The sequence below is a fragment of the Oleiphilus sp. HI0043 genome, from assembly GCF_001634935.1.
Genome location: NZ_LWEY01000806.1, coordinates 1 through 6,285, shown reverse-complemented (window position 1 = coordinate 6,285; position 6,285 = coordinate 1). Strand labels below are relative to the sequence as shown.

General features: G+C 44.5%; 7 protein-coding genes. 4 read left to right on the top strand and 3 right to left on the bottom strand.

Features of this window, described 5'->3' with window-relative positions; translation table 11 throughout:
• Together A3729_RS09240 and A3729_RS09235 are read right to left on the bottom strand one after the other, a co-directional pair.
• Positions 1–1,537, bottom strand: a 1,537-nt coding sequence (locus A3729_RS09240; protein ID WP_156497834.1) for an alpha/beta fold hydrolase, incomplete at its 3' end; no start/stop codon positions are given.
• A 16-nt stretch (positions 1,538–1,553) separates the two neighbouring features.
• The gene (locus A3729_RS09235) at positions 1,554–2,618 is read right to left on the bottom strand and encodes a helix-turn-helix transcriptional regulator (protein WP_068510950.1); all 1,065 of its coding nucleotides are present in this window, start codon (positions 2,616–2,618) and stop codon (positions 1,554–1,556) included.
• 329 nt (positions 2,619–2,947) lie between these two features.
• Here A3729_RS09235 and A3729_RS09230 point away from each other — a divergent pair, with 329 nt between their 5' ends.
• The 4 genes from A3729_RS09230 to A3729_RS09215 all read left to right on the top strand — a co-directional run bounded on the left by A3729_RS09230 (position 2,948) and on the right by A3729_RS09215 (position 5,709).
• Entirely contained in the window at positions 2,948–3,874 is a 927-nt protein-coding gene (locus tag A3729_RS09230) for a triacylglycerol lipase (protein WP_068510948.1), read from the top strand.
• Positions 3,875–3,925: 51 nt separating this feature from the next.
• A complete protein-coding gene (locus tag A3729_RS09225; protein ID WP_068510945.1) occupies positions 3,926–4,345 on the top strand; it encodes a hypothetical protein in 420 nt (139 codons plus the stop codon).
• Positions 4,346–4,440: 95 nt separating this feature from the next.
• Complete coding sequence (locus A3729_RS09220; RefSeq protein ID WP_068510943.1) at positions 4,441–5,184, top strand: hypothetical protein; 744 nt, start codon at positions 4,441–4,443, stop codon at positions 5,182–5,184.
• 165 nt (positions 5,185–5,349) lie between these two features.
• A complete protein-coding gene (locus tag A3729_RS09215; protein ID WP_068509001.1) occupies positions 5,350–5,709 on the top strand; it encodes a glutathione S-transferase N-terminal domain-containing protein in 360 nt (119 codons plus the stop codon).
• Between the two features lie 86 nt (positions 5,710–5,795).
• Here the strand turns inward: A3729_RS09215 and A3729_RS31480 are convergent.
• The coding region (locus A3729_RS31480) for a hypothetical protein (RefSeq protein WP_197475729.1) at positions 5,796–6,285 on the bottom strand (490 nt) is incomplete at its 5' end.

Here is a 6,285-nt window from a genome sequence, read left to right as displayed (position 1 = left end):
TTAACAAGTTAATATCTGCAGCACGACCTTCAAGTGTGGGGCGAATATAGTTCAACTGCTGGGAATAAAAGTGTTCGATGTCTTTTCCAACAGCCATTTTTAAAATGGGTTCGATCAAAAATGGAGCAAACTTTAGACTTCGATTAACGGCCGTTACGAGTGAAGGGATGTTGGCGCAGGCCATAATATCTTCGATACGCGGCATGGCATTAACCATCGCAATGCGCTCGATGCGATCTGGCAGAAACTCTGCCAAGGCAAGCGCGTAACTACCACCTATAGAGTGTGCAAGAATTTTTACTTTATCTAGTTTTAGGTGATCTAGTAGTTGCTCAAGATCCGAGCACCAGTCTTGGTGGTTACGTTCGGGGTGGCAGTCAGAATCTCCGTAGCCAGGACGTTCGGGAACAATAATTCGGATATTTTCTTGTTCAAAAAGGCTTGATGCACCCGGAGGTAACTCCATTGAAGAGCCCATAAGGTTATGTAGTAAAATGATGGCGTGAGTTTCGGAGCTGGTCGAGCAATATGGGTCAGTTGCACGTTTATTTTTTAAAAGTTCAGGCTTTGGATGATCGCAATAACTCATACGCCTGCCGTCTTTCAGGTAAATAACGTTCTGCTCAGGCTCGCTTGTTTGGTCAGCAATAGGAGATAAAGGCCTATCGAGTTGATGTGAGGAGCCGAGTTTATATAATAAGACTTTTCTGATTAACTCCGGTTTCCTAGTCACCCCAAGTTTCTGATAAATGTTGCTTAAGTGGCCTCTTACCGTTGCCTCTTTTAACTTTAGTTTGGTGGCAGTCTTCTTGCTGGATAGCTCATTGATCAAGGTGACTACGACTAGTGCCTCGGTATCTGTTAGCTGGTAGTGTGCCTTGAGAAGCTCGGTGTTAATTAGCTCTTCCTGCTCTGTTTGAAAACAGAGATAAAAATGCTGGCTGAGCTGCATATCTGCCTCATTGCCTGGCAAGGCGGTAAGATGGACCAGCTTAGGTTTGCCTTGGTATGCCTTTTTAGTGCTGAGGCTTTCTACAGCTGAGTCGACGGGTTCAAGTGCTAGTGAGATGATGCTGAAGTTTTGGTCGCCGGTTAATGGCATAAGCTCTGTGTTCAGCCGAAGGTGTTCCGCGCTCAGGTAACCCTGATCAATTTGCCAGTGCTGACTGGCATTGAAGAAGTGCTCAGCTCGCTCATTGATGTCAATTATTCGGCCTGTCTCATTAATAATTAATGCCGCCATGGGAATATGGTTCAGGGAACTTTCTGTCTGTAAGGGGTGTTCCTGGCTGCTAAGTTGGGCACTGATTTTGATCGCCGTTTTCAGGTGTTTCATGACACGCAAGGAAACGTCTCTAAACGGATGCTCATGAGGTAGGTTTTCAGAGATGGAAATACAGTTTGACAGGCTCAGCAGTAGATTGAACCATTCGTCTTTCTTGCTCGCGAAGCGATAGATAAGGGAGATCAGTTCATCTTCTTCGAGGCTGAATTTCTCTATGGTAAGTGGTGCGTTATTTTCGAGCAGGTTAATCATGACTACATCCTTGTGACTACTTAACTAATCCGTATTCAATACAGTGTTCAAATAAAAATAAAATTAGCGCTTCCTGGCTTTCAAGCCTAGTTTTACGAAGCACTGATTGGAGTTGCTTGCGTACAGTCTGTTCGGAGACGCCTCTGTGCTCTGAAATATCACTAAGGCGAGCTCCTTCGAATAGTAAAATGCTTAATTCTTTCTCTGCCTTACTCAGTTTCAGAGCCTGAAATCTTAGGTTTTCTTTTAAGTGTTGCGCATAGTTGGCGCCTAAAAAATACACCCATGCAAGGCCGGTTCTGGTGTAATGTCTGAACAGCCTGGGTACGCAAGCTGTCGTGCTGATAATTACCGGATATTCTATTTCATTAATACTTAGCTTGAACAACACGCTGTGCTTGCTTGTCGCATTCATACAGTCGTGGATAGCATTTCTAAGTACGATGCGCTGATTAGCCCGAGTGCATAACTTCAGTAGGTCGATGTGCTCACGAGCTAGATGCCTTAATGATGTACTCGCGTCAAACTCTTCGTTTGTAATAGATGAATTGATTAATTGTCTAAACAACTTATTGCTAAACACACTATTAACTTGGTTATCGACAGCAAGGGTGGGGAGTGGGTAGTGGCCCAGAACTTGATAAACTGATTCAATTTCTTGCTGCTGTTGGTTTATTTTATGGCAGAGAAGTAAGGCCTGGGCGATATGTGGCAGTAGGTGTCTCTGTGTATTGGATAGGGGGAGCTGGGCTTCTGCGCGGCGATCAAAAGCAATGCTAGCGACCAACTCGGCGCGATGGTCGAAAGGAATACACGGATAAAGTACGTGTTTGTGAACAAAAATATAATAAGAACTAGAGCTACCGGCCGGTGCTTCCTTGCGAATGTCGCTTAGCTCAGTCTCGCTCAATAACGAGCTTTGCCAAGGGATTAGGCGTTCACTAAGGTCAATTGAAGCGCTGCCGAAGATGTCGCAAAGTTCTTGTGCCAAGCCTTCGGGGCCTTTAGATGCACTGTCGTAGAGCTTTAAGGTGAGCACTGAGCTGTCAAGGGGCGCTTTTTTTATAGAACTGCTATACACGTTTTATTCCGAAACTTATCTATCAATGCTGTTAAAGCGTTTGTCTTTTATCTAGTGCGTTTATAAGTGAGCATCATAGGGAATTTTAAGCAACAAATCGGTCTTGACACTTTGTTTTTGTGACAAGACTTCTTAATAAGTAGAAGTACGTGGTGATTCTGTGATCTTATCGCACTGAATTTATAGGGCTTCGTCACAGCGGTACTTACTTGGCTAAGTTCGTGTTTAAGAGGGATGACATTTGAATAGCCTTCATTGATTGAGTTGGATCATGTCTCATATTCCAGAAAACATGCTAATCTGAAGATCTTCACTTACGGAGATCATGTATGAGTCATACTGTTGAAGGTCAAGAGACCCATAAACATTGGGGGCGTCTAGGGCGCTCCATCCTCAATGGAGTGATAGGTGACTACCTTGAAAAAGAATGTAACCCTTTGGCTATCCAGATGGGCTTTTATTACCACTACAAACGCTTGGTCTTAAATGAACACCTCGTTCATCAGCTGGATGCGCCGTTAAGTAATAAGGTGGTTGTATTTGTTCATGGGCTAACAAACCTGGAAACGGTTTGGGATTACCACCTAAAGGCTCCCAGTGAAGGGGAATCTCTCGTCGATCATTATATTGATAGCTGTTTCGACTATAAAGGCGGCGATGTCAGGGAAAACTATGGTACAAAGTTGCAGGAAGATTTTGGTTATACACCGTTCTATCTTCGCTACAATACCGGACTTTCTTTAGAAAAAAATGGTCGTCTTCTGGCAAAGCAACTGACTCAATTGCACGAAGCCTACCCGATTAATATTGATGAACTGATGCTTGTCGGTTTCAGTATGGGCGGACTCTTACTTCGACATGCTCAATATTGTGCCATCCAAACTGATATGCCTTGGCTCTCGAACTTAAGTAAATGTATGTACTTGGGTACACCGCACGAAGGCTCACCGCTTGAAAAGTTTGGCCACTTTAGCGGTGAAATCGTTCGACACTTTCCTCGGGATTACATTAGCCATTGGGCTGATTGGATTGATCGGCGGAGTGAAGGTATTCAAGATTTAAAGCATGGCTTGAAGTTTTTTGCTCCATCTGAAGACATTGAGTCGTCATGTGCGAGTTTCTATGATCAGGCTCGTCATTACTTTATTAGTGGTAGTGTTGGAAAGAATGAAGATAGCTTTATTAGCAGAGTGATGGGGGGTAGCTTGGTCAGACAGGGTAGTGCTAACCCGGGCTCTGCGCCAACACATAGCTAAAACGCTCACTTTGAAGGCCTGCCACATATTCCATTGGCGCACTCTGACCGCGTGTACCAGCAGATAGCATGCTGGGTTGATGAAGATGAGCGAAGATTGCGTACACGTCATGCGGGGAAAGCGCTCGATTTAATCAACTATCAGGTAATACGTAAACCCTATATCCCCGAAGCTGGGCAGCAAGATGTGTCCAATCAAGCTTTATTAGCAGGCACTATCGATTTGATGGCGAGCGCTTACGATAAAACGGTAGAAACAGTTGAGACGGTTCATTACTCAATTGCTGAAGAGCCCTTTTATGTGATGCAAAAATTACCCGTAGTGAGTCAAATAGCCAAACCTATTGAAGCCGTGCACCGAGATATTCTGGATATCGTCTATCGTTCACTAAGAGGTGGCGGCAAGCTTGTCCATCGTGCGGCTAAATTGCTTACCCCGGATGACCTTGCACAAGCTAGACCTAATGCATAGTTTTTACTTTGCCTTTCTATTACCATAAGTAGTGCTATCATAAAAATAACCCAAGCTTTTTCCACCACTTACATAATAAATTTAAGGTGAGTTACATGCCTATGCGTTTTATGTCTGCTTTTAGACACTTTTTACCTATGATTGTCTGCGCGATGCTGGCTGGACTGCTCTCTGGAGCAAGCTACGCCACAGATAATAAGCGGTTTGAATCGTCCGTTCGAATTGGTTACGTACCTCATCTTTCTTTCAAAGTTGATAACGGTATTGCTTCAGGAAGTCTTGCAAATTTGATGGAATGCTCGAGCGCATACTTTTCTCATGTCGAGTTTGTCGAAATGCCACACTACTCATTCATGGAAGGTGCGCTTGATAGTAATGTGATTGATATTGGTTTGAATATGGTCAAGACCAAATCGCGGGATAAAGTCGCTGAATATGCCTTTGACCTATATACCTCACGTATTTTACTCGTGGGTAATGGTAATTCCCGAAACAATCAAGGTGCAGGTATTCTTGCGGTTAAACAAGGCAGTGATATCGATATTTTGTTGTTGGCTAAGGGCTATCAAGTTAACACTCAAGCTTATTCGATTGATAGGCTGATCGAGATGTATCGTGAAGGACTCATTAATTCATTTGCAGAGTCAGAAGTGAGTATCTTTGATGCGCTTCAGGCTTTGGATGCGGATGAGGTCGATTATGATTATGAAGTACTGGCCGAAGCCGCTGGCGGAGCTTATGTCGCTAAGCACTTCTTGAAAAATAACCCCTCAGTGATTAAAGACTGGCAGCAAGTAACGAGTGTTTGTGCTTACCTTGCACCCAAGATCGAATTATAAGTAGATCCTGTTGTCAGGCCTATGCTCCCTTGATTCGGGCTGATCATCCCTAGGAAATTATGCCTCTTTTCTGATAGAATCCGCGTGCGCCGTAGAGATAGCTGTATAAGTTTTGTGCAGTTTTACGGTGCCATATTCTAGCGATTTACGAAAGAGGTTCGTTGCATGTCTGTTGTTCGATGGCTATTAGGCCGTATTATTCTATTAGTTGATTTTCTGTTTAAGCCTCGTAAACCCAAGCTTTCCAGCGAGAAGCAGTTAGAACTGGACGCGGCGACGCAGAACATATCGCTATATCAGTATGCTGCCTGTCCATTTTGCGTAAAGGTTCGATGGGCTGCGCGTCGTCAGGGCTTAAATATTGAGACTCGTGATGCGAAACGCAATAAGCAGTTTGCTGAAGAGCTACAGTCCGGTGGAGGAAAGCTTAAGGTGCCATGCTTAAGAATAGAAAAAGATGGTGAGCAACAATGGATGTATGAGTCGTCAGATATTATTTCTTATCTTCAAGAGCAATATACATAAGAGAGTCCTGCAGAGGGCCCCAGCCCTCGCTATGCGGAGTTAGATAGGTTCAAAGGTGCGACCTGCCAGCGAGGCTCGGTACAAATCTAGCTGTTACTCTCTCCAAGAACCTTTCTGATTTCCTGTTCTGCATAATCCAGTTCTTTAGCAAAAGAGCTTATTGCTTCTTCTTGCACTTCATTTGGGAACTGTGTGTTGTTTTCCAGATCAATTGCCAGGCAAGCTACTCTATTTATACCCAGTTCTTCAGCACTTGTGCGTAAGCGGCTTGCTTTCTCAGTGATCATTTGTTTGTTGATAGCGCTGAGCCCAGAGTTTAAGTGCTGTCTGATCTCGCCAACTTCAGCGACGAATTGCGATAAGGCACTCCGATAATGTTGCTCGTCTCCCAGGCTAGTTCGCAGGCCAATATTTTGGTCGAGCACGCCAGCGGGAAGGCCTGTTGATGAGCCAAAATTATTGCTTGACGAATCAGGGGCTTCGTCAACAAAATTATCAGGCTCAGGCTCAGGCTCAGGCTCAGGCTCAGGCTCAGGCTCAGGCTCAGGCTCAGGCTCAGGCTCAGGCTCAGGCTCA

What these genes read in the sequence shown, in the direction of transcription:
- A3729_RS09220 (WP_068510943.1), top strand. Translation starts at nt 4,441, where the DNA reads ATGCCTATGCGTTTTATGTCTGCTTTTAGACACTTTTTACCTATGATT.
- A3729_RS09215 (WP_068509001.1), top strand. Translation starts at nt 5,350, where the DNA reads ATGTCTGTTGTTCGATGGCTATTAGGCCGTATTATTCTATTAGTTGAT.
- A3729_RS09230 (WP_068510948.1), top strand. Translation starts at nt 2,948, where the DNA reads ATGAGTCATACTGTTGAAGGTCAAGAGACCCATAAACATTGGGGGCGT.